Genomic DNA, 22825 nt, shown 5'->3' on the forward strand with positions numbered 1-22825 from the left:
ATAAATCTAACTTGCTCATCAATAGTTCAATTTTCGTTATGAATTCGGGCTTATGCTTCTTGTAAATTTCCTATTGCTTTGTTTAAGAAATTAGGAAGAATAACGCTTTGAGTTAGTACAATTCTAGTTGGATCATCTAAACTATTTAACATGTCTAAATATTTTTGTTCTCCATGCAAATCTATAATCGCTTTCTTCTTTTCATCTTGCAGCAAATACATTTTCATACCAATGGGGTCTGCTTCTGGATGGAATTGCGTACCTATAATTTCGTCTGTAAACCGGATAGACATCATGCAACGTTCTAAATCGACATGTTTGCGTTCTTTTTCTATTGCCAACAGCTTAGCGCCTTTGGCTTCAAAAGCTGCAAAATCGGGTTCGATAACCTGCCAATCTCTGCTATCTACAGAAAAAAACGGGTTTGTAATGCCTTCAAAAATTTGCTCTTTTTCACCATCAGCAGTTAAGGTAATTGGGAAAATACCAAAAGCATTAGAACGCCTTTCGGTTACATTTCCCAACTCAAATTTCCTGCAAGCCAGCTGGAATGAATGGCAAATGAGAAAAGCATATTTCTTCCGATCCTCATTATTAAGATTGAAAGCTTCTATTTCATTAAGAAGGTTAAAAAAATCATTTTCCCATTGCTCGCCCTTACTCGCAATTGGACTACCAGGACCACCACTTGAAATGTAAGCATCGTACTCAAGTCCTGGAATTTCTCCCTTCTGCCTTAAATCAAAAATATCGAAAGAAAGGTTAATATGATGCTCTTTGCCAAACCGGGATAAAATTTCCTGAATTCCCCGCATACCCTGATTTGGAGCGCCGTTATTCATGTCAATAACGGCGACCTTTAAACTGCTTTTATCCATTGTAAAATTACTTAGCGCCTATAAGTGTTTGAGTAGTAATGTAATCTACTACCGATTCAAAGTTACCAGTTTGTGCGTAAACTGCCAACTGCCTATCTGCACCTGTGCCATGTTCTAGTATTTTATGGACGTAATTTAAATCATTTCTACAGCCCAAATCATCTACAACATCATCTACAAAATCTAATAATTCCAAGACTAAGTTTCGGCAATTCACTTCCATCTCTTTACCAAAATCGATTAAATTTCCATCAATTCCGTAACGAGCCGCACGCCATTTATTTTCATTAATCAAGGCTCTTGAATAACTGATAAATTCCATGTTTTGCAAACGAAGTTTATACAATTTGGCACATAAAGCTTGGAATAAAGCTGTAAAAGCCATGGTTTCATCAATTAACATCGGGCAATCGCAAATGCGAAATTCTACCGTATCAAAGAATGGATGTACGCGAATATCCCACCAAATTTTCTTTGCATTATCCATGCAGTTGGTTTTGATTAAGAGTTTTACGTAATTGTCGTAATCTTCGATACTGTTAAAAATATCAGGAATGCCTGTACGTGGAAATTTATCGAAAATTTTGGTTCTGAATGATTTGTAACCCGTGTTTCTTGATTCCCAAAAAGGAGAATTGGTTGACAATGCAAATACATGTGGTAAGAAATACCGTACTTGATTTGCGATATGAATGGCCAATTCGCGAGATTGAAAACCAACGTGAACATGTAAACCAAAAATTAAATTTGAACGGGCTGCTTCCTGCAACTCATTTACAATTTCGTTATAACGGGGATGTTCTGTTATTAACTGTTTTTCCCAATGTGAAAATGGGTGTGTTCCGGCTGCGCCGATTCTTAAACCTTGCTCTCCTGCAAGTTGCGAAACCGTATATCTCAATTGAGAGATTTCTTTACGAGCTTCTTCTGTTGTTTTGCAAATGCCGGTTCCAACTTCTACAACGGCCTGGTGCATTTCTGCTTTCACCTGGTCTTTATGTATTTTTTGTGCGGCCTCTACAATTTTTTGGTCATGCGAGGTAAGTTCCCTGGTAACGGGATCAATTACCATGTATTCTTCCTCTATGCCAAGCGTGAATTCATTCATTTTAGTAATATTTGGTTAGAAATCCCTTTTATTTTTTTGGTGCTTTTTTAGCTGGAGCAGGTTTTGGCTTTTCAGGCGCTTTCTCTGCTTTTACTTTTGGCTCTGCCTTTACCTTTGGTTCTGCTTTTGCAATTAACGGTCTGCCCGCTACTGAAGCTTTGATATATTCCCCCCAAGTTAAGTTATCTTGACCAGGTTTTTGTGCTTTTGCTCTCTCAATGGCATAGTTTGCTGTTGTTTCCACTACCCAATCAAAGTTTTCTTGTCCAACGCTTTTAATGTCAGCATCAGGAGCAGGATTACAGAAATCGATGGCAATTGGAATACCATCTCGCACCGCAAATTCTACTGTATTAAAGTCATAACCTAAATATTGGCAAAGTTTTAAAGTATACTCTTCAACAGTTTTTAGCAATTTTGGATCTGGACTTTTTCCATCCACAGCGTAACGCAAATGATGTGGGTTGCGAGGCTCATACTGCATAATTCGAACATGTTTTCCGCCAATGCAGTAACATCTAAAATACTCGTCGAAAATAATTTCCTCTTGTAAAAGCATTACCAGTTGGTCGGTTCCGGCATGTTTATCAAAAAAATCTTCTTTATCATGAAGTTTGTAAACATCTCTCCATCCGCCGCCATCATAAGGTTTCATATAAGCAGGAAAACCAGTATATTCAAAAATGGCATCCCAGTTTAAAGGCATTGTTAAATTAGAAAACGATTCGCCAGTTGTACCTGTTGGATGTTGTCTTGATGGAATTAAAGCCGTTTTTGGTACCGGAACACCGATTTGTTCAGCTAATGCGTTATTAAAGAATTTTTCATCGGCACTCCACCAAAATGGGTTATTGATAACAGCAGTTCCGGTTATTGCTGCGTTTTTTAACGATGCACGATAAAATGGAACATCCTGTGAAATGCGGTCGATTATTACGGCATAATCTAAAGGCGAATTTTGAAGTATTTTTTCTATTTGAACAGGTTCGGCGGTAATGCCTTTTTCTGCTTTCTGATTAATTCTCTCGACTACGGCTTCAGGAAATGAGCGTTCCTGACCAAATAAAATCCCTATTTTTTTCATAAATTTTGTTGTTTTGATTTGTTTTTCATCTCAATAAGTGAATCGAAAAACGGTTATTATTTAAAGTTGTGCAATATAATTCGGAAACATTTCTCGCCAAATAGGCCAATCATGGTCGGCATTTTGCCTTACATCCAGCCAATGATTTATCCCTTTTTGAGCCAAAATTTGCGAAAGTCTTTCGTTTTCCGGGCGGCAAATGTCTCTATCTGATGTACCTAAAACTATTTTCAAGTAGTGTAACTCTGGGTTGCTGTTGTTTAACAAATAATCTACAGGATTGTTAAAATAAACATCATCATTATAAAACCCATCCAGCTGGCCACTAATATCAAATGCGCCACTCATGCTAAACATGTGGCTAACCAACCACGGATGCCTGAATGCAAAATTGGCAGCATGGTAACCACCAAAACTGCAACCTGCAGTAATGATTTTGCTATGCCCGGTTTCATGTCTGGCTAAAGGTGCAACTTCCTCCAGAAGATACTTATCGTACCAAATGTGATTCTTAACTCTATCTGCGGGATGTATGCCTTTGTTGTACCAGCTTAATTTATCAATACCATCCGGACAATAAATCTTAATTCGGCCTTCATTTATAAATCCTTCTACAGAATCAATTAATTTGAAGTCTTTCGTTTCGAAATATCTACCCATGCTCGTTGGGAACAGTAGAATAGGGATACCACCGTGACCAAAGATGAGCATGTCGATATCAGTACCTAAATTTGGGCTGTACCACTTTTTATGTTCTTCTTTAACCATATATAAAATTGAATGTTTTAAGGTATAAATTAAATTTAATAAAATGAATCTAAAAACTTCAAAATTATGTGTAATGTAAAAATTGATGGCTGCTAATTGATAATTTATAATGATTTGTACCTTTGCAACAATTATGGCTATGCCTAATTTTAGTGAGTTTGAATATTATGTACACAACAATATTATCAGTTAAAGTTAATTCCATTTCATTTAAAGTTCCTTCTGCTTTTTTAAAGCGTGATGTTGACATAGATATTTATGTACCAGAAGGTATTTTAGGTAATGAAAAATTAGAATTGCTTTTGCTTAACGATGGGCAGGATGTGGCCAAAATGGATTTTAAAAAAATTTTGGAAGAAGCACATCATAATAAAAGAAACCATAGGTTAATTGTGGTTGCCATAAAAGCATCTGCAGAGCGATTAATGGAATACGGCGTTGCCGGCGTACCAGATTTTAAAGGTCGCGGAGCCAAAGCTAATCTTTACAGCGATTTTATTATAAAAGAACTTTTGCCATTTGTAAAAAAGAAAATAGCGATGCCAATCACAGGTAAAGTCGCTTTCGGTGGTTTCTCATTAGGCGGCCTATCTGCCTTTGATATTGCCTGGAATAATCCGTCAGTGTTCGATTCGATTGGTGTTTTTTCGGGTGCTTTTTGGTGGCGCAAAAAAGATTTGGCTGATGGATATACAGATGCAGATAGGATTATGCACTCGCTTATCGATACCTCTTCTACCAAAGCAGATATGAAATTCTGGTTAATGACAGGAACGGAAGATGAAAAGGCAGATCGTAATAAAAATTTGATTATTGATTCTATAGATGATACCATCGACGTGGTGAAATCACTGATGAAGAAAGGCTATAAACGACCTGAAAATATTTTTTATTACGAAAAAGTTGGCGGTAAACATGATGTGCCAACCTGGGAAAACGCAATGCCTGCATTTTTAAACTGGGCATTTGAGGTTTAAAGCAAAAAGTGCAATGATAAGTTGGGTCAATCAAAGACAGAAAGAAACCATTTTATGGTCAGGAGTTGCAACTTCTTTAAATGCGCCATTGGCTTTCTTTTTTCCTTTAGCCATATTTCTTTTCCCTATTCTATTTGCAACCTCTCTTATTATCACTAATTATGCTTATCTTAAATATAAATATAGCGGTGCTATAATACTTGTGCTTTTCTTTTTGATTTTCATATTTGGAAGTCCAATATTTTATCAGGTCTTTGAGGATTTAGGACTAGAACATTTAAGCTTTATATATGTTGGTTTAATTACATTTTTAATGGTTACAACTGTTGTTAAACTAACTATTAAAGATATAACTATAAAATTTATTCAAGTTTTAATGATTTTAATGCTTGGTTTGATTTCTTCATGGTTAACTTATTTTCTGCAACAAAAATTTTCAGTTGTAACAATAGAGGAGGGAGGCATTAGTGTTGCCGGGCTTATTTATCAGACTTTTATGACGTTAGCTATTACGGTAACTTTAAAAAAATCAGATCCTGATAAATCAATGTATATTTTGAATTAAATCTGTTTGGTATTATCGCTTCTATTCGCTTATAAAAAGCGCAACAGAATCCTTTCATTGTTAGTGAAGCAAGGTTTGCGCATCACAAATCCTGCTGCTTGCACAAGCATTTCTAATTAAACCCGATGGAAACGGCAGCCCCGAGTTTTTACGCGGGCTAAAGTTGGCAGCGGGACTGAACCTTGCCAAAACTTTACAGGAATTGCTTTTCTTATTAAAAATGAGATAATTACAATATTATCTTAGCATTAAATAGCAAGCTATATAGTTGAAAATCCATTTCTAAACACTATCTTTGCGCCAAATTTGAGGCGCATTTTATGCAAAAGATTAGAAATATAGCTATTATAGCACACGTTGACCACGGTAAAACTACATTGGTTGATAAGATTTTACATTCTTGTTCTATTTTTCGTGATAACGAACAAACAGGAGATTTGATATTGGATAATAACGATTTAGAACGCGAACGTGGTATCACAATCGTATCTAAAAACGTATCGGTACAGTATAAAGATGTAAAGATTAATATTATTGACACTCCTGGTCACGCGGATTTTGGCGGTGAGGTAGAGCGTGTTTTGAAAATGGCAGATGGTGTACTTTTACTTTGCGATGCTTTTGAAGGTGCAATGCCTCAAACACGTTTCGTAACGCAAAAAGCTTTGGCACTTGGTTTAAAACCGATTGTGGTTGTAAACAAAGTAGATAAAGAAAACTGTCGCCCGGAAGAGGTTTACGAACAAATTTTCGAATTGTTCTTTAACCTTGAAGCAACTGAAGAGCAATTGGATTTCCCGGTTATTTACGGTTCATCGAAACAAGGATGGATGAGTACAGACTGGAAAGTGCCAACTACTGATATTTTCGCTTTATTGGATGCTGTTGTAGCAAACATTCCACCTGCACCAATTAATGATGGTACTTTACAAATGCAAATTACTTCGTTAGATTATTCATCTTTCGTAGGTCGTATTGCAATTGGTCGTGTTCATCGTGGTACAATTAAAGAAAACCAACCAGTAACGTTAATTAAACGCGATGGTAGAGTTGTAAAAACAAGAGTAAAAGAACTTTATACTTTCGAAGGTTTAGGAAAAATCCGTACTACAGAAGTAAGTTCAGGCGATATTTGTGCTGTTGTAGGTATTGATGGTTTCGATATTGGTGATACCATTTCTGATTTTGATGCACCAGAGCAATTGCCTGTTATCAGCATCGATGAGCCAACGATGAATATGTTGTTTACCATTAACAACTCTCCATTTTTCGGTAAAGAAGGTAAATTAGTTACCTCTCAACGTATTAAAGAACGTTTAATTAAAGAAACTGAGAAAAATTTGGCGTTAAAAGTTGTTGAAACTGCATCTCCAGATTCATGGTTGGTTTACGGTCGTGGTATTCTCCATTTATCGGTATTAATCGAAACGATGCGTCGCGAAGGTTACGAAATTCAGGTTGGTCAGCCACAGGTTATTGTTAAAGAAATCGACGGTAAAAAATGTGAGCCAATTGAGACTTTAATTGTTGATGTACCGGGTGAAGTTTCTGGTAAAGTAATCGAATTGGTAACTCAACGTAAAGGTGAGTTGTTAATTATGGAGCCAAAAGGCGATTTACAACACTTAGAATTCGAAATCCCATCTCGTGGTATTATTGGTTTACGTAACAACGTTTTAACAGCTACTGCTGGCGAGGCGATTATGGCACACCGTTTCAAAGCTTACGAGCCTTGGAAAGGTACAATTCCTGGTCGTTCTAACGGTGTATTGGTTTCAATGGAAAAAGGTCAAACTACTGCTTATTCAATTGATAAGTTACAAGATAGAGGTCGTTTCTTTGTTGATCCAGGAGTTGATGTTTACGAAGGTCAGATTATGGGTGAGCACATTCGTGATAATGATTTGGTCGTAAATATTGTTAAAGGGAAAGCGTTAACGAACATGCGTGCATCAGGTACTGATGATAATGCTCGTATTGCACCTGCTATTAAATTCTCTTTAGAAGAAGCTATGGAATACATCCAGGCTGATGAATACATCGAGGTTACACCGGCAAGCATGCGTTTACGTAAAATCTTCTTAACAGAACAAGAACGTAAAGTTAAAGGAAAGCAATTCGCTTAACAACTAAATCCCCTGAAGGGGACTTAATAATATTACTAAAGCCTCGATGTAAATCGGGGCTTTTTCGTTTTTTACCACCTAAGAACAACTAAGTAGGGTTTAATATTATTTCGCTTTTAGGTTTCTCAGCAAACTTTGTAGTAAAAGGAATAAAATACTATCTTGACATAAAAATCCGAAAGTAAAAAAACGATTTTTCCGGTTATGGTTGGACTGTAGAAATTTTTAATAATATCCAGAATTAAAAAGTTTTAACTGCAAAGAATACAGAGTAAATATAAGGTTGCATCCGGCTTTGCCTACTTTGCGCTTCCCTTAAAAATCTTTGCGGTTAAATTATTAAAATGCTACATTGTTGACCAATGGAAAATGAAGATGTAAAAATCCTAAAGAAAAAACCGATTTTTCCGGTTACACCTGCACTGCAAAAGTATTTGCGTTTATATCAGCGTGATGCAAAATTGCCAATCTCCTATAATGATTTAATGCAGTTTAACGAAGCTTTTCCATTGATGGATAAATTTGGTAAAGATTCACTTTGGGAGGGACCAATTTATGCCCAGGATTTAATTGATACGTTGCATAACGGCTTGAAGGAGATTTATGCCAATTTAAAGGCTTCTGGGAATCTTCGCATCGTCGAACACAAATACATTGATAAAATTGAATATTGTACTTTCGGAAACACTCATCCTTTTCGAATTAGAATTGTAAACCGATTGAACGATGTTTATGATTATTTCTATATTAAAAAGGCTGATGCATCTCGAATTTATGGTTTAGAATTGGAAGAAATTTTATCTCCAAATCAAGTTAATTATCTAGTAGATGGAGAAACTCTGGTTGAAGAGCACATTGCTGGCATTCCGGGTGATGTTTTTACAAAAGGACAGTTATATACACCAGAATTTAACCCAACACGTATTGCAAAAGAGTTTGTGAAATTTAATGAGCGCTGTTTAATTATGCTTTTGGGCGATATGCGAGCTTATAATTTTGTTGTTCAGATAACGCCAGATTTTGATGATATCCAGTTTAGAATTAGAGCGATAGATTTCGATCAGCAATTTTATGAAGGGAACTTAAAGGTTTATCTGCCGCAATTTTTTAAAGAGAATTTGCCTTATGTGAAAATGAGTATGGAGCAGTTAACGGACAAAACGGTACTTCAATATCGACAGGAAGAACGCTCATCAATAGTGCATCGGGTTAGGAGTGAACGCCATCGCTTAACAGATTTACGAGATGTATCAAACAAAGAAGCTTTAACAACGCCAGAAAATATCGCTTTGCTTAAGCAATCTATGTCTGATTATTTTAACGATCAGAATTACTTGAGGTGTAAAACCATGACCGATATTATCGAACTTAATATTAAAAATATTATTAGGCAGGTTAAGCTTTAAAAAAACGGCCGGTTATTTATAAACCAGCCGCCTTTGAGTAATTTAGGAGAGCGCTCAAAACATTTATGCATGCTGACCATCATGCACACCTTCGGCAAACTCTTCTACAATTTTATCATTAAATGCAGGTAAATCTTTTGGTGTACGACTGGTAACCAAACCCTGATCTACAACAACTTCTTCATCCGTCCAATTGGCACCAGCATTAATTAAATCCTGTGCAATGTTTTTTACAGAGGTTAATTTTCTTCCATCAACAACACCAGCACTTATTAAAGTTTGTGGTCCATGGCAAATTGCCGCTACCGGTTTACCAGCTTCAAAAAATGCTTTAACAAATGTGATGGCATCTTCATTAACACGTAATTTATCAGGATTGATAACGCCACCAGGAAGTAATAAACCGTCATAGTCGCTAGCATTTGCTTCAGTAATGGTTTTATCTACATCAACTTCTATCGACCAATGGTCTTCATCCCAAGCTTTAATTTTTCCGCTTTTTGAAGAAATGATATGTACTGTTGCACCTTCTTCTTTTAATCTTTTTACTGGCTCAGTTAATTCTACTTCTTCAAATCCATCTTCTGAAAGTACAGCTATGTTGCGATTACTTAATTGTCCCATAATTCTTAATTTTTAAATAGGTGATATATTTAAATACATTATTAAGATATTATTGTTTTTAGAAGTTTAGATTTGATGCTTACGATTTTGCTCTTAAGTGACTGTCAATTTTCTTATCAACAAACGCTTAAAGCATAGGATATCAGTATTTTATGTTAATCATTTGTTCTTCTATTCCGCAAAAAATAGAAAGCTAAATTGCCTGCAATTACAATATGATTTAGAATATTTGGAACTAAGCCATAATATTTTGTAAAAATTTGAAAGCGTTCTTTCAGGCTTTCGCGATGTTTCTTTTTGCTCATTCCGCCAATTAAATATTTGGCAACATACCTATGAACGTTAACAATATTTGATGATTTTTTAGCCGCTTTGATTATCCAATCGATATCCGAACTGTATTTATATTGCAAATCGTAAGGAGTGGTAATGCTTTTCTTAATGTAAATCGCTTGGTGACTAACATTCATTCCATACCTAAAACTTTTCCAATCGAAAGATTCTGGTGCTTCATGTCTTCTTCTGCCTAAACTCTCCCAATTATCGTTGTACATTTCTGTTTCGCCGTAATAGATATCAGCACCGGGAGATGAATCAAAAATCTCTTCGACAGTATGTTCATCGTAAATTTCATCACCAGAATTCATAAACAAAATATAATCGCCTTTAGCCAAAGCCAACCCTTTATTCATGGCATCGTATATTCCTTTATCAGGCTCCGAAACTATTTTCGAAATCTGATTTTTATATTTTTGAATAACCTCTAAAGTTCCATCGTTAGATGCACCGTCGATAACCAAGTATTCGATATCCTTAAAGGTTTGATTGATTGCAGAATTTATCGTTCTTTCAATATCGCGAACGTTATTATATACGATTGTAATTATCGAGAGCTTTGGCATATTAATCCATTAGTTTTTTAAGCGTTTCAACATCAGGTAATACGCCTTTGTATGCTGCGGGCAATACAGCACTTGTTTTGTATGTAGAAACACCCATCGCCTTATTAAAATCTCTGAAAGAAAATTCGACTATCTTATTTTTCTTTTCCTTACAAAGGATAATTTCTGATGCTGTTTTTTGAATATAAAATATCTTTTCCTCTATTTTCTGAGTTCCCTGTATAATTTCTAAATGATGCGAAAAGCTTAATCTAAAAAATGATTTCTCCAATTTGGCCGACACTGTTGGTCTAAATGTAATCTCTTCTAAATCAATTGTTTGTAATTGGCCCGACTGTGTTGGTCTAATTTGAGTTTGTTCCTTCCAAGCTTCAAAAAAGAGACGCATTCGCTTGATGTTAGTTGCTGAAAAACCTCTTAAACCGGGTAATTCAACTTGCAAATCGGCAGAGAGAATTTCGATAACTTTTGCTCCCCATTTTTCTTCCTCGATTTTATGGGAGATAAATTTGCCTATTGCAAAGTAAAGCGTTAAAAGTTCTTTGTTAACAAGAGATGCAGCCCTATAGCGACTTTGTAAAATTGCCGATTTTAGTGCTTTGATATTTTCGATATAGTTTTTGGATAATTCCATGTTACTTCGGTTGCAAATCAATCAATGTTTCATACAAATGAATATGCTCTGCGGCAATAACTTCTTCCGAAAAATCAGTTAAAATGCCTAACCGTGCTGCTTTTTGTACTTCCTCTTTATTCGGGTAGTGATAAAGCCATTCTATTCCATTAGCCAAATCTGCAGCATTTTGGTATTCTGCTAAGTAACCATTTTTTTGGTGCTTAACCATGTCTGGAATGCCGCCAGTAGTAAAAGCAATAACTGGCGTAGCACAAGCAAGACTTTCCATAACGGTATTTGGCAAGTTATCTTCGAGCGACGGCGTGATGAAAGCATCGGCAGCTGAATAACATTTTGCCAGGTGTTCATCTTTATTTATAGTACCCAAAAAGGTAGTTTTGAAGGGAAATTCGGGCATTTCTGCGTTTTCTTTGTTCCCGAAAATTACCAGTTCTATTTTCTCTTTGTCAATTCCTTTTCGTCTTGATAAAATCTCCAGCGCTTCAATTAAATAAGGTGTTCCTTTATGTTTGTCATTTTTAGACGGCATAAAACCACTCATCAAAACAAATTTTTCTGGATTTATTTTTAGGATTTTCTTCGCTTCTGATTTAACGTAAGGCTTAAAAATGTTGGTTTCAATGGTATTCGGGATTACAGACGTTTTTCGAGTACCCAATAAACTACTAAATTTAACCGATGCTGCCATCCAGTTACTTGGCGCAACAATATGGAAATTTAATGCCGTGTAAGCTTTCTGTTTCCTTAACCAGGTTTTATGCGAAATGTCATCTTTACCACTTAATTTCAAAATCGGGCAATTGCCGCATTGCTGATGAAAGTTTTCGCAGCCATAACGCACATGGCAGCCACCTGTAAAGGCATTACTGTCGTGAAAAGTCCAAACGATTGGCTTTTCCAGTTCATCAAGCTCTGCTAAAAATTTCGGAGTAAGGAAACCATGATTTACCCAATGCAAATGAATTACATCGGCACTTTTTACATCGGGATGGTTTTTTATCGAACGGCCAAACCATTGCAAACTGAAAGGTGTTTTTACCGATTTGCTTAACCATTTTGAATAATATCGCTCGGATAAAATATTGTAAACGGCTAGTGCTTTTTGAAGTGGCGATTTGCTGAAAGTATCAACCTTTAGGTTGTCACCGAACTTGTAATACACCAAAACTTTCGAATCAATTCCGCTTGCTTTTAGGGCATCGCTTAGGCGTAAGCAGGCACGTCCTGCACCTCCATTTCCATCGTACGTATTTAGGTGTATTATCTTCAAATCAATTCAAAAATACATTTTATTGTTTACGAATGTAAAATCTGTTGTGTATTTTCAACTTACCAAAGCCAAACAAACAAAATCATGATCAAAACCCTACTTAAATCGCTTGCGGCAATAGCATTTCTGTTGCCTTTCCATTCCTTTGCTCAAGGTCAAACCTATTTTGCTGCATATCCTGCTTTAACGCCTGATGCACAAACAATAGTATTTAGTTACGATGGAGATATCTGGAAAGTCGCTGTTAAAGGTGGTTCAGCTTCAAGAATTACAGCCATGCAAGGTGAAGAAATTAATCCAAAAATATCTCCTGATGGCAAATGGATGGCTTTTTCTTCTAATCAGTACGGAAATTATGATGTTTACCTAATGTCTTTGGCAGGTGGTGATATTAAGCAATTAACATTTAACGATGCATCGGACGAAGTTGATAACTGGAGTTGGGATTCGAAAACCATCTATTTTACATCCGGAAGATTTAATTCATTTTCTAGTTATAAAGTTGCTGTGAGCGGCGGAACAGCGGTTCGATTGTTCGAAAACTATTTTAATACCACACACCATATTGCAGAAGCTCCGGACGGGGAATTATTCTTCAGCGATACCTGGGAAAGCTACCGTTTTGCAAATAGAAAGCACTACAAAGGTGCTTATAATCCGGATATTCAATCTTACAATCCAAAAACCAAAGCTTATAAACAATATACGAATTACATCGGTAAAGATTTCTGGACGAGTGTAGATTCAAAAGGAAATGTGTTTTTTGTTTCGGATGAGGGAAATGAAGAATACAATCTTTATACTTTTTTAGGCGGGAAAAAAACAGCTCTTACTAATTTCGATACTTCTATAAAACGTCCTTTTGTTTCGGCAAATGGAACAACCATTGTTTTCGAAAAGGATTATCAACTGTTTACTTACGATGTGGCAACGAAAAAAACGGAGAAAGTAAACATCAGCACTTCCCGCAATCAGGTTTTAACGAAGGCACAGGAATATGATGTAAAAGGAAATATTTCAGCTTTTGATGTGGCCTCTGACGGTAAAAAAATGGCTTTTGTTTCTCGTGGAGAACTTTTTGTAAGTGATGCTGATGGAAAATTTATCCGTAAAATTACCAATGGCGGCGAACGGGCAATGCAATGTAAATGGCTTGCCGATAACAAAACCATTTTGTTTTGCCAAACCTGGAATGGTTTCCAAAACTGGTTTACGATAACAGGCGATGGAAAAGGAACGCCTAAACAGATTACTAAAGACAAAGCCAACAATAGAGATATTACGCTAAATAAAACCAAAACGATGGGTGTTTATTTAAGCGGAAGAAACGAATTAAAGCTGTTGGATTTGAAAACTTTCGAAAGCAAAACACTGGTGACAGATGAGTTTTGGGCAATTCAGAGTTCTACACCAAGCTTTTCACCAAACGATGAATATGTACTTTTTACAGCCTACAGAAATTTCGAGCAGGATATTTTGGTTCATAACATAAAGGGCAATAAAACAATTAATTTGACCAATACAGGTGTTACTGAAACCGACGCTGCCTGGTCGCCTGATGGAAAATATATTTATTTTACGAGTGCGAGAACTGAGCCGGCTTACCCTTCAGGGAGTGAAAATGTTCATATCTATCGAATGGCGCTAAATAATTACGATGCGCCTTATCGTTCAGATAAATTCGATGATTTGTTTAAAGAAACTGCTCCTGAGCCGAAAGATGTAAAGCCCGCTGTTACCGATAAGAAAACAACAAAAACTACCGATACAGCTAAAAAGAAAACAGACGCTAAACCAACGCCAAAACCTGCAAGCATTATTACGATTAACACGCAGAATATTTTGGATAGAGTAGAACTGGTTAGCCCTGCTTTTGGTAGTCAGTTCGGTACCGATGTTTTTGCTAAGGGTGATAAAACCTATGTATTTTATTCTTCAAATCACGAGGGTGGAAAATTTGGAATTTATCGTACCGTTATCGAGCCATTCGAAGCGAATAGAACTGAAAAAGTTGGCGAAGGAGAAGGTTATAGCATTGTTCAGTCAGGCGATAAATTCTTCACACTTGCAGGTGGTGCAATTAGCAAATATAATATTGATGGAAATAAACTGGATAAAATTGAACACGCTTATAAGTTTGCAAGAAACTTAAATGCAGAGTTTAATCAGATGTTTTACGAAACCTGGGTAGGCTTGGATGAAAATTTTTATGATGAAAATTTTCACGGCGTAGATTGGGAAAAAATGAAAAACCGTTACGCCGCTTATCTGCCTTATGTAAATAACAGAAGCGACGTAAGGATTTTGTTGAATGATATGCTGGGCGAATTAAATTCATCGCATATGGGCTTTAATAGTTCTGGTGCCGAAGAGCGCAAAAACCTAACCTATATTACCAATCAAACAGGAATTATGTTTGAAAATGAAAATCCTTATAAAGTTGAAAGGTTGGTTGCGAAAAGTAATGCATCGTACAGTGGAGTGAACGTTAAGCCTGGAGATGTATTAATTGCAGTTAATGGAACGCAAGTAGATGATAAAATGGATATAGATTTCTATTTCAGTAAGCCATCCTTAGATAAGGAAATGACTTTAACCTTTTCTCGTGCAGGGAAAGAAACCTTTGTAAACATCCACCCTCAAAATTCTGGCACATTAAAAAACAATCTTTATGATGAGTGGATTGCTAGAAATAAAACCAATGTAGATAAATGGGGAAACAACCGCATTGCCTATTCTTACATGAAAAATATGGGCTCGGGCGAATTGGAACGTTTCTTATTGGATATGGTTGAACAGGAAGAAAATAAAGATGCTATTATTTTAGATTTGCGCTACAATACAGGTGGAAATGTCCATGATGCCGTTTTGAAATTCCTTTCGCAAAAACCATATTTGAAGTGGAAATATCGCGGAGGTAAAATGGCACCGCAAAGTAATTTCGGGCCGGCGGTTAAGCCTATTGTTTTGTTGGTTAATGAGCAGTCTTTAAGTGATGCAGAAATGACAGCTGCGGGATTTAAACAATTAAAACTGGGTAAAATCATTGGAACTGAAACTTACCGCTGGATAATTTTCACTTCTGCAAAAGGTTTGGTAGATGGTTCTTCTTACCGTTTACCATCGTGGGGCTGTTATACCATGGATGGAAAAAACATCGAAAAGGAAGGTGTTAAGCCAGATATCTTTGTAAAAAACACTTTTGAAGATAGACTCGCCGATAAGGATCCTCAGTTAGAAAAAGCTGTTGCGGAGATTTTGAAGGATTTGAAATAAGGTATTGATAAATTGCTGGATTGTTGTGTTGCGTAAAATGTAACCGAAACAATTCAGCAATAAAACAATTCGTCCATCTTAACTTTCGATTTTCCTATTCTTTTCCGTTTCTTTGGGGTTGAATTATTTTAGCACATGGCAAATTTATTAACAGACAGAGCTTTTTGGGTAAATTATTGGGAAAGAAAAAAGGGACTTGCTGTTGAATTACCATCCGATTACGTTTTTCATCGCCAGCTGGCAGATATTATCAATAAAAACAAGGTGAAAAACGCGATTGAATTGGGCGGTTTCCCTGGATATTATGCTGTTTTCTTAAAAAAATACTTCAAAATTGATGTTACACTTTTGGATTATTTTGTTCATCCGCCCGTTGTAAATGAGCTGCTTGATAAAAATGGTTTAACCGAAAAAGACATTCACATCGTCGAAACGGATTTGTTTAATTATGTGCCAGAACAACAATATGACTTGGTTTTGAGTTGTGGTTTAATTGAACACTTTAATGATACAGCAGATATAATTAATCGCCACATTGCTTTCGTAAAACCAGGCGGAACTTTGTTCATTACTTTGCCAAATTTCAAAGCTGTTAACGGATGGTTTCAAAAAAACTTCGATAAAGAAAATTACGATAAACACAATATCGATAGCATGAACCCTGAGCTGCTGAAGTCAATTTGCGAAAAAGCTGGCTTAAAAGAAGTGAAGGCTGGTTATTTTGGTAAGTTTAGTGTTTGGTTAGAAAATGAATCTCAAAAATCAACAGGTGTTCGCTTATTCAAAAAACTTGTATGGCTTAGCGGAAAAGTTTTTACAAAGATTATTCCTTTCGAAAGCAAAAGCTTGTCGCCATATATTATTTTAGAAGCAAGAAAGTAAATTACGGTGTCTTTTTATAAATCCCAAATTCGCTTAGCGTAATACAAACCGGCGATTTTGTAATGTTTAATCTAATTTTTGAAGTGGTAACTGGCTTATCCAATTTGATTAATCGCTTAGCGCCAACACTTGTTCCATCGTATATTTTCTTCCACTCATAATTTTCGAAAACCTCGATATTAAATTCCTCTATTCTTTGTCCTAAAGGAATATATTCCTGCAGGCTGATGATGTCGAAAGTTTTATCAGTTTTTAAGTCAAACTCTAGTTTCGCTGTGTGGATATTATCTGCTGTGGCCCAATAAGTCTGCTTGTTGTTATCTAAAAGTTTAGCAACACCAAAAGCGTTACCCCGAATATTATTAGCCTTTACAGTTGCTTTCACAGCTAAATTATTTGCAAAGGTATGTTTAACCATATCACCGAATACCTTTAAAGATGCTACATCATCCTCATGCAATTGTCCGCGGGTATCGGGCGCTAAGCCTAAATCTAAACCAGCGCCATGGCCAACGCTTTGCAAATACAAATCAAACAAGGTTTCAGGTGTTTTTGGTTTTTCTGAAGGGTGATAAAACCAGCCTTTTCTTAGCGGTACATCGCATTCCGCAGGCATCCAATATTTACCATTTCTTATACCCATCGGACTTTGAGGGTAATTTGCTTGCCCTGGAACAGCCACATTTTTTCCTTCAGGGGGAAGGGGCGTAAAAGTTGCCCAACTGGTTTCTGCTGCGGTTCCATCTTCACTACCAACCCAACGAATATCCAGTCCAATATCACTAAAAATATTCGCCATAGGCTGCATTTTTCTGGTGATGCCCCATGTGTTATTCCAATCGTAGTAAGTAGTGTTATCTATCGAGCGTTTTTCTTTAGCACCGCCATAATACCCATCTCCGCCATTTGCGCCATCATGCCAGCTCATAAAAAGGTTTCCGTAATTGCTATAAAGCTCTTTAAGCTGTGCCTGATAAATGGCTAAATATTTTGATGTACCATAATTAGCATTATTTCTATCCCACGGAGAACAGTAAACCCCAAAACTTAATCCGTTTTTTCTAACTGCCTGTTCAATTTCCTTTACCAAATCACCTTTTCCATCCCTGAACGGGCTTTTAGAAATATTATATTCAGTGGTTTTAGTCGGCCAAAGTGCGAAACCATCGTGATGTTTAGCAACCAAAATAATGCCTTTCAGCCCACCTGCTTTAGCTGCTTTTATTATTTGTTCTGCATTAAAATCTGTGGGGTTAAATGTTTTTGGGTCAGCATCACCGAATCCCCATTCTTTATTTTCGAAGGTGGTTGGCGTGAAATGTATTAATCCATAAACTTCAATATCATGCCATGCAAGCTGCCTTTTGGAAGGTAGAGCTCCATAAGGTTTGGGTGCAGTTTGAGCATTTGTTAGTGTAGTAAATGAAAGAAGTAGGATGGTTAGCCATTTCATGCTGATGGGATTTGCAACTAAAGTACAAAGAATATCAATTATCGCTAATGGAATTTTGGATTATTTAAATTAAATTCGAGTATGGAAACGATAGTAGTACATCCTGAAAATTTAGAACAGCTTGAAGTTTTAAAAGCTTTTATGGAAGAGCAAAATATTAATTTTGAAGTTGAGCAGAATGAAATTCCACTTGCTATAATAAACGAAATAGAACTTTCGAGAAAAGAAGCAAAAGATGACGAAATTCTCAACAGTAAAGCAAATGTTAGATCTTTAGTATTTTAAAGTGACAATAGTTTATACTTCAAGAGCAAAATTTACTCTTCTTGCATGCTATAAATTAGTTTTGGATAAATGGGGAGAAACTCATGCAAATATATTTGAATTAAAGGTAGAATCAATTTTATTGAAAATTTCTAAAAATCCATATCTCTATCGTCCAACTATTTTTGGAGAAAATGTAAGAATTGCATAAATAGTACCTAACTTTTATTCATCTTTTCCTTAACAAATCGCTTTATTCTTTCCCAAAGATTTCCTTTACGGTTTGACAAGAAGTTTTTTATGGTTTGATAAGCCGCTGGATTTTCTTCAATTACAGCAGGAAATTCGGTTATTGGTTTAGGGTTGATGATAACATTATAAATATCATTAATGCCCGAATGAACGCCTGTTCCGTCGTGACCGATATTGTTAACTAATGATTGGGACGGATTTAACGTTAAACCACCTTTTAAAAAGATTGAAGCGTACCAACGAATTGCCCAGCTATTATTTTTGCCGCTTTTGAATTCCTGCATCTGTTTCCAAAAATTCATGGTATTATCAATAGCAAAGGCTGATTTTTTCTTCCCATCAAATTGCTTTATCAAGGTGTCAATATCCGGTTCAAAATTTTTCCAGGCCCTTGCCCAGGTTGCCCAACCCCAACTTGTTGCTGCTCGATAGAAAAATGTTTCTGGAAGTTCGTCGTGTTTTAATGGATACATATATGCACCGATATGCATCACTTTATCTTCGTTTGCATAACGAGTTAAACCTTCGTTAAAATAGGTTAAGGTATGCGGAGAGGTGACTAAGTCATCTTCGAAAACAATTACTTTTCCATAATCATTTATTAATTGGGTAACGCCAGCAATAACCGAGTTTGCTAAACCAGAGTTGGTTTTACGTTCTATAACTCTTACCGATTTAAAGCCATCAATTTTATTAATAATAGCCCTAACTTCTGCAACTTTCTCCTCATCCTGCTTGGTTTTTGCGCCATCAGAAAATATAAACAATTTACTTTCTGCTGCAAGATTATTCTGTTGCAAAAACTTAATCGTTCGTTCGGTATGTTTCGGACGATTGTAAACAAATAGTGCTATTGGAGCAAGGTTTTGCATGTTAGTTTTTTGCCATTTAAGAAATCGCTAATTTCTAGTTTAATATATTTTTTTTCTAATTGGGTGAGGTATTGCAACTTAAATCTTTACCATTTAAGGAATATAAGGTTCATATAAGTTGGATTCAAAAATATTAATAAATGGATTCGTAAATCTCGTTTACATAAGTTTTTTGTCCCTCGTTAAAAATGTGTAAGCAATTAAAATTTATCATTAATCCCATTGGCTGTTTCAATAGTTTCATGTAAGTTAATAATTGAGCAACATGAATAGGCTGAACTCGCTCCACAGACTTGAACTCGACAATCAAGGTATCTTCAATCAACAAATCACAACGTAATTCTGCATCTAGCTCTAATCCTTTATAATTTATGGGTATCGTCATCTCAGATTTAAAACTAATATTTCTCGATTTTAGCTCATGAATCATGCATTTATGATACGTACACTCTAGCAAGCCTGGCCCCAAGGCCTTATGAACTTCAATAGCTGCTCCGTTTACTTTGTAAACTAAATTTTTTAAATAGTCTCTGGTCAATATCATATTATTCTATTTAGAAAAATAACTTAAAATGGATGTTTTTATGAATAGAGACTTAATGAAACATGAGCTTATATTTTCTTACATTTCTTATATGGTATGTTGAATTTAAAATATATGCAGATTAGAATCCGATTTTTGTGTTAAAACCGTATAAGCATTAGCAAATTGTTCCTTCTTTTTTCTCCCTAAAAAATTTCCTAAAGCCTTTTTAATACGATACTCTAACTCAATTTTTAAATTTTTGCTAAAAGTTTTTGGTGCCTTTCTGTTAACAAACTCATTAAATTTAACAGTTTCTGGTGTTGTCATAGAAACCTTATCCTCTAAAATTTCCAGGCCTTCGCTCTGCAGTAAAAATCGAAGTGAAGTTGGGGTGTACATGTTAATATGCCCATAATCCAGAAAGTGTTTCATTCTCGAATCTACACCAAAACGATAATCCTTTGGCACTTCTACAACGAGGTATTTTGCAACCCTTTTTAGTTCACGAAGTAAAATTCTTTCATGCTCTACGTGTTCTAAAACATGTGCAAGTATCACTAAATCAAAGGTGTCATCTTCATATGGAATTTTATATCCATCAAATGTTTGCGCTTCCTTTAGTAATGATAATTTTCTGTCTTTAATAATATCAACGCCGCTTTGTGCAATTTCCAAAGCATATAATTCGGGTGCAAACTTCCATTCGTCTAGGAAATGAAGGATACTTCCATCACCAGCACCAACTTCTAAAACCTTCTTCGGCTTAATCGCTTTGCAAACATCAACAATGTTTTGGGCTTTGTATTTTGCGCCAAGCATTCGCCAGGCTACATCGCTATTGGTGTAAAAATTATCGTAGGCAGTTTTTACTTCTTCGCTTATCATAAATCAAAATATGAAGTTTAAATGCCTAAACAGTTGTCCGCCTTGTAAAAAACCGATGTTGCTTTTTCATAAAACAAGCCTGGCGAAATTCCGCTGAAACTGATTTCTTTAAACCCTTTCTCTTGCAGGAAAATTCTTGCTTGGTGGTATGTTCGGCGTTCACTATCATCCAAAACCATTACCCCATTTGCTGATAAAGCATCTACACTATATTTACAACAGTTTACTCTATCGCGACCATCAACAATAATAATGTCGAATTTCTTATTTAGCAAAGTTGCCTTTTTAGCATACTCGCCATCTCGCTCCAAATGGCAGAAAATCATTTCAGCATTTGCCGGACTGCTATTTTTAACTTTATCAAACCAACCTTTGTCATGCTCTACAGCGGTAACTGTACCGGCTCTTTCTGCATAAAATAAAGTAGAATTGCCTGAACCATATTCGAAAATATGATGGGTTTTTTCTATTCGAAAATTTATAAAATCGATGAAAGAATAGGTTACCCACGGAAGTGCATTGCCTTTTCCATCAACCGCCTGTTTTTTATCGAATGCAGTAAACCAGCCAATGCTGTTTAAATAGCCTTTGTGTCCGTAAGATAATAATGCTTTAAGCCTGTTTGGCTTCGCAATTAATGTTGTTAATGCTTTTAGAGTACTCAATGTTTAAATATTTTTTGAAATGCCGTGACCAAAAATAACGATTTTAACATCATAATACCTTGGTGGCGGGTTTTCGGGATTAATAAAAGGTAGAATGTAGATACGAAGCAGGCAACTAGGGTAGCTAATGAAGCTCCTACTCCGGCGTATTTGGGAATAAGCCAAAGGTTTAAAAGTATGTTTACAATAGCGCCAGCTGCTGTTCTATAAAAAGAAATTTTAGTATATCCTTCAGCAATAAGATATTGAGAACTTGCCATTCCTAAAAACACAAAAATACCCGACCAGATATGGATTGAAAGCATTATTCCGGCACCGTCGTATTTTCCACTGTAAGCAATGTGAATAATATCAGCGGCAAAAAAACTAATAAACAAGGCTATAGGAATATTGATGTACACTAATAAATCGTAAAGATTCCCCAAGCGTTTTTTATACCTTACTAAATCAGTTTTACGGGCATTAAGTAAAGCAGGAAAAACAGATGTTATTATTGCGGTTGGTATAAAATACCAGGCCTCACTTAAGTTTTGCGCACTACTATAAATTCCTACTGCCTTGCTTCCAACACTCTTCAACATTACCACATCAATCTTCATATAAATCGTAACCATCACAGCAGAAAGTATAAGTGGCGAGGATTTTTTTAATAATAATTTTGCTCTTGTTTTATTAAAACTCCAATTAAATATGTTTAAGCCTCGTTTTTGATAGGCGATAATTAATCCAATTGCTAAAACAACAGCATCCAGTATATATGCCACAACGATATAAATTAACGGCAAACTGAAAGCTATTATTAAAATCTTGAAAATGGAGGTAACTACTAAACTAATGTTCTGCACCTGAACAACATATTTCGATTGAACCTGAGATTGAAAATAAGAATCAATAACATTAAACGACTTGAAAAAAGAGGCAAAGGAAAGTAATGCGATTAACAATACAAGTGATTCTCCGGGATTGGAGGATAAGGAATGACTAATTAGATAAATTCCGATGGCAATGGGAATTAGCAAGCCATTCGTAATTATTCTTAACCACAAAGAAGTGCCTAATATCTCATCTCTTTTGCCAGGCTCCTGAATAACTTCACGGATGATAAATGTATCGAGCCCTAAACCGCCAACGGCTGCTAATATAGCCACCAAGGATAATCCGAAACTTAAATTTCCAAATAAAATTGGCCCCAGGTATGTAGTTATGGCAAGATTTACCACCAGGCTGATAATCTTTCCAAACATCAACCAACCCGTATTTTTTAAATACTTGTTAAATGCTTCCTCATCAAAACCTTTTATGGTGGGTAATTTCATTATCGCAAAGATGTGAAAAATTGTTTGTCGCTTTGTAACCTATATATAATCTGTAAAGAAAACATTTAAAGCAATAAAGCGTTAATAAT

Annotated in this window: 21 protein-coding genes; 7 read left to right on the forward strand and 14 right to left on the reverse strand. The window is 35.8% G+C overall.

Features of this window, described 5'->3' with window-relative positions; translation table 11 throughout:
* Positions 1–50: 50 nt before the first annotated feature.
* Genes D7004_RS00085 through D7004_RS00100 form a run of 4 tightly spaced genes read right to left on the reverse strand, consistent with a single transcriptional unit; the run spans position 51 to position 3838 of the window.
* Positions 51–878, reverse strand: a complete 828-nt coding sequence (locus D7004_RS00085; protein ID WP_123203833.1) for a type 1 glutamine amidotransferase — start codon at positions 876–878, stop codon at positions 51–53.
* 7 nt (positions 879–885) lie between these two features.
* Entirely contained in the window at positions 886–1986 is a 1101-nt protein-coding gene (locus D7004_RS00090) for a carboxylate-amine ligase (protein WP_123203834.1), read from the reverse strand.
* Positions 1987–2014: 28 nt separating this feature from the next.
* Positions 2015–3070, reverse strand: a complete 1056-nt coding sequence (locus tag D7004_RS00095) for an ATP-grasp domain-containing protein (RefSeq protein ID WP_123203835.1) — start codon at positions 3068–3070, stop codon at positions 2015–2017.
* 60 nt (positions 3071–3130) lie between these two features.
* The gene (locus D7004_RS00100) at positions 3131–3838 is read right to left on the reverse strand and encodes an esterase family protein (RefSeq protein WP_123203836.1); all 708 of its coding nucleotides are present in this window, start codon (positions 3836–3838) and stop codon (positions 3131–3133) included.
* A 167-nt stretch (positions 3839–4005) separates the two neighbouring features.
* On the opposite strand from D7004_RS00100, the gene D7004_RS00105 reads away from it, so the two are divergent.
* The 4 genes from D7004_RS00105 to D7004_RS00120 all read left to right on the forward strand — a co-directional run bounded on the left by D7004_RS00105 (position 4006) and on the right by D7004_RS00120 (position 8912).
* Entirely contained in the window at positions 4006–4815 is an 810-nt protein-coding gene (locus D7004_RS00105) for an alpha/beta hydrolase (protein ID WP_244214204.1), read from the forward strand.
* Between the two features lie 13 nt (positions 4816–4828).
* Positions 4829–5380 (forward strand): hypothetical protein, encoded by a 552-nt coding sequence (locus D7004_RS00110; RefSeq protein ID WP_148042729.1) that lies wholly within the window; start codon positions 4829–4831, stop codon positions 5378–5380.
* Between the two features lie 320 nt (positions 5381–5700).
* Positions 5701–7506, forward strand: coding sequence for a translational GTPase TypA (gene typA / locus D7004_RS00115; protein ID WP_123203838.1), 1806 nt, complete (start codon positions 5701–5703; stop codon positions 7504–7506).
* Between the two features lie 362 nt (positions 7507–7868).
* Positions 7869–8912, forward strand: coding sequence for a hypothetical protein (locus tag D7004_RS00120; protein WP_123203839.1), 1044 nt, complete (start codon positions 7869–7871; stop codon positions 8910–8912).
* Between the two features lie 63 nt (positions 8913–8975).
* Here D7004_RS00120 and D7004_RS00125 read toward each other — a convergent pair whose 3' ends face one another.
* The 4 genes from D7004_RS00125 to D7004_RS00140 form a co-directional block, all read right to left on the reverse strand.
* Positions 8976–9536 (reverse strand): type 1 glutamine amidotransferase domain-containing protein, encoded by a 561-nt coding sequence (locus D7004_RS00125; RefSeq protein WP_123203840.1) that lies wholly within the window; start codon positions 9534–9536, stop codon positions 8976–8978.
* 155 nt (positions 9537–9691) lie between these two features.
* Positions 9692–10438, reverse strand: a complete 747-nt coding sequence (locus tag D7004_RS00130) for a glycosyltransferase family 2 protein (protein ID WP_123203841.1) — start codon at positions 10436–10438, stop codon at positions 9692–9694.
* 1 nt (position 10439) lies between these two features.
* The gene (locus tag D7004_RS00135; RefSeq protein WP_123203842.1) at positions 10440–11072 is read right to left on the reverse strand and encodes a DUF1016 N-terminal domain-containing protein; all 633 of its coding nucleotides are present in this window, start codon (positions 11070–11072) and stop codon (positions 10440–10442) included.
* 1 nt (position 11073) lies between these two features.
* Entirely contained in the window at positions 11074–12345 is a 1272-nt protein-coding gene (locus D7004_RS00140) for a glycosyltransferase (RefSeq protein ID WP_123203843.1), read from the reverse strand.
* An 84-nt stretch (positions 12346–12429) separates the two neighbouring features.
* Here D7004_RS00140 and D7004_RS00145 point away from each other — a divergent pair, with 84 nt between their 5' ends.
* Together D7004_RS00145 and D7004_RS00150 are read left to right on the forward strand one after the other, a co-directional pair.
* A complete protein-coding gene (locus D7004_RS00145; RefSeq protein ID WP_123203844.1) occupies positions 12430–15621 on the forward strand; it encodes a S41 family peptidase in 3192 nt (1063 codons plus the stop codon).
* A gap of 135 nt (positions 15622–15756) precedes the next feature.
* On the forward strand, positions 15757–16503 hold the full coding sequence (locus tag D7004_RS00150) for a class I SAM-dependent methyltransferase (RefSeq protein ID WP_123203845.1): 747 nt from the start codon (positions 15757–15759) through the stop codon (positions 16501–16503).
* Position 16504: 1 nt separating this feature from the next.
* On the opposite strand, the gene D7004_RS00155 is transcribed toward D7004_RS00150, so the two are convergent.
* The gene (locus D7004_RS00155; protein ID WP_123203846.1) at positions 16505–17956 is read right to left on the reverse strand and encodes an alpha-L-fucosidase; all 1452 of its coding nucleotides are present in this window, start codon (positions 17954–17956) and stop codon (positions 16505–16507) included.
* An 81-nt stretch (positions 17957–18037) separates the two neighbouring features.
* Between D7004_RS00155 and D7004_RS00160 the strand changes: the two genes are divergently transcribed.
* Positions 18038–18241 (forward strand): DUF2683 family protein, encoded by a 204-nt coding sequence (locus D7004_RS00160; protein ID WP_123203847.1) that lies wholly within the window; start codon positions 18038–18040, stop codon positions 18239–18241.
* A 197-nt stretch (positions 18242–18438) separates the two neighbouring features.
* Here D7004_RS00160 and D7004_RS00170 read toward each other — a convergent pair whose 3' ends face one another.
* The 5 genes from D7004_RS00170 to D7004_RS00190 all read right to left on the reverse strand — a co-directional run bounded on the left by D7004_RS00170 (position 18439) and on the right by D7004_RS00190 (position 22736).
* On the reverse strand, positions 18439–19344 hold the full coding sequence (locus D7004_RS00170; RefSeq protein WP_123203849.1) for a glycosyltransferase: 906 nt from the start codon (positions 19342–19344) through the stop codon (positions 18439–18441).
* Positions 19345–19477: 133 nt separating this feature from the next.
* On the reverse strand, positions 19478–19888 hold the full coding sequence (locus tag D7004_RS00175) for a GxxExxY protein (RefSeq protein ID WP_123203850.1): 411 nt from the start codon (positions 19886–19888) through the stop codon (positions 19478–19480).
* Positions 19889–19993: 105 nt separating this feature from the next.
* Positions 19994–20755: a class I SAM-dependent methyltransferase gene (locus D7004_RS00180; protein ID WP_123203851.1), complete on the reverse strand. Its 762-nt coding sequence runs from the start codon at positions 20753–20755 to the stop codon at positions 19994–19996.
* A 17-nt stretch (positions 20756–20772) separates the two neighbouring features.
* On the reverse strand, positions 20773–21420 hold the full coding sequence (locus D7004_RS00185) for a class I SAM-dependent methyltransferase (RefSeq protein WP_123203852.1): 648 nt from the start codon (positions 21418–21420) through the stop codon (positions 20773–20775).
* On the reverse strand, positions 21417–22736 hold the full coding sequence (locus D7004_RS00190; protein WP_123203853.1) for a flippase: 1320 nt from the start codon (positions 22734–22736) through the stop codon (positions 21417–21419). The genes D7004_RS00185 and D7004_RS00190 overlap by 4 nt, the downstream gene beginning before the upstream one ends.
* Between the last annotated feature and the right edge of the window lie 89 nt (positions 22737–22825).

Origin of the sequence: Pedobacter jejuensis (assembly GCF_003725795.1) — a bacterium.
Classification (GTDB): Bacteria; Bacteroidota; Bacteroidia; order Sphingobacteriales; family Sphingobacteriaceae; genus Pedobacter; species Pedobacter jejuensis.